We start from the raw sequence: 1,880 nt of genomic DNA, 5'->3' as shown, positions 1-1,880 counted from the left end.
AAAAAATTAACTTCAGTTTCTTCGAATTGTGTTTACCTGACGACGATCCAGTCTATACCCTGAAAAAAGTAATGGAGGATTTAGATTTTTCTGGCTTGTTAGCCAATTGTTCAGATAAGGGAAGAACCGGGTTTAACCCAATTATGATGTATGCTGTCGTTACTTACGCAAACATGCGAGGGGTTAGAGCTGTTGACCGTATTGTGGAGTTATGTGAAAGAGACCTTGCGTTTATCTGGCTTACCAAAGGACAGAAACCAAAAAGAGATGCGTTCTATGAGTTTAAAAATAAAAAACTAACAGCGGATGTATTGGATGAACTGAACTATCAGTTTCTTCACCGTCTGCAAAAAGAAGGACTCATTACATTAAAATCGCTTTTTATTGATGGAACCAAAATAGAAGCCAATGCAAACCGATATACGTTTGTCTGGAGAGGGACACTGAACTACCATCTTGCAGGATTGTTAGATACCATTGATTCGCTGTATCAGAAATATAATGTTCTGATTGATGAAAATGAGTATGGCATCAAATATGACATTCCCCATGCTCATATGTTTGTGATCGAAGGAATGGAGAAAGTAAGGGATGTCATTGAAAAGAACCGAAAACGAAAACTGACAAAGCATAAAAAGTTGTCCAATAATACAATCATCGAAATTGACAATTGTTCTCCGTTGGAGATTCTGAAACTCCAGAAAAATCTGCTTCAGATTGCAGAGCAGGAACATATCCCATTTGTTTATGGAAAAGGGAAAAGAAAACCAGAAATCCAACAACTATATGAGGAGCTGGAAACCTGTGGTGAACGTCTCATGGGCTATAAGGAATGCTTCGAAATCATGGGAAAAGATCGGAACAGTTATTCCAAAACAGATTTAGAAGCTACATTTATGAGAATGAAAGAAGACCATATGCTAAATGGACAATTAAAAGCAGCATATAACATTCAGATAGCCGTAGAGAATTATTTCATTGTTCAGGCATATGTAAGTAATGACCGGACAGACTATAATACGTTAATTCCGGTTTTGGAAAAACATAAAAAAGCATTTGGAGCTGTCTTGAAAGAAGTTACGGCAGACAGCGGCTATTGTAGTGAAAAGAATCTTCTGTATTTAAAAGAGCAGAACATTTCCAGTTACATCAAACTACAGGATCATGAAAAGCGAAAAACACGTGCTTATCTGGAAGATATTGGGAAGTATTACAACATGAAAACACAGATGTTTGAGAATGAACTTTATTATGTCTGTCATGATGGAAGGGAACTTCATCATCTTAGAACGGAGACAAAAGAACAGGCTGGATACACTCAAACGTTTGAGGTGTATGGATGTTCCGATTGTAGTGGTTGTGAACATAAAGCAAAATGTCTCTATAAATATGATGCTGAAAAAGATGTAGAGAAAAATAAAGTCATGAAAATCAATGAACAATGGGAATCTTTGAAAGAAGAATCCCATGCAAACATCCAAAGTGAGAAAGGGATTTTGAACCGACAGATCCGTTCCATTCAGACAGAAGGACATTTTGGGGATATCAAAGAAAATGACGGTTTTCGCCGTTTCAATTACCGGACAGCAGAAAAAGTATATAAAGAATTCATGCTGTATGCGATTGGAAGAAATATAAATAAATACCATCGTTTTCTTCATGATAAGATCAAGAAATTTGAGGGAAAACGCGAAGAAAAGGCTGCTTAGAAAAGAGTGTTTTCAAAAATGCAGTTGAGGGGATTTTGCGCCCTAAAATACATGCATAAAAGAAAAAAATAAGAATCTCCTGTAGAAAATCAGGTATAAAAACACTGATTTCTACAGGAGATTCTTATTTTAAGATTTAGAAGCTAAAAATCGGTATTAACCGACAGCCCC

Annotated in this window: 1 protein-coding gene; it reads left to right on the top strand. The window is 36.3% G+C overall.

Annotation, left to right across the window (positions count from 1 at the left end; genetic code table 11):
• The coding region (locus DWX73_RS13165; RefSeq protein ID WP_242996910.1) for an IS1182 family transposase at positions 1-1,709 on the top strand (1,709 nt) is incomplete at its 5' end.
• Positions 1,710-1,880: the final 171 nt, after the last annotated feature.

The organism is Coprococcus sp. AF21-14LB, assembly GCF_003458885.1.
Classification (GTDB): Bacteria; Bacillota; Clostridia; order Lachnospirales; family Lachnospiraceae; genus UBA9414.
This window is presented reverse-complemented; position numbering and strand designations above follow the sequence as displayed.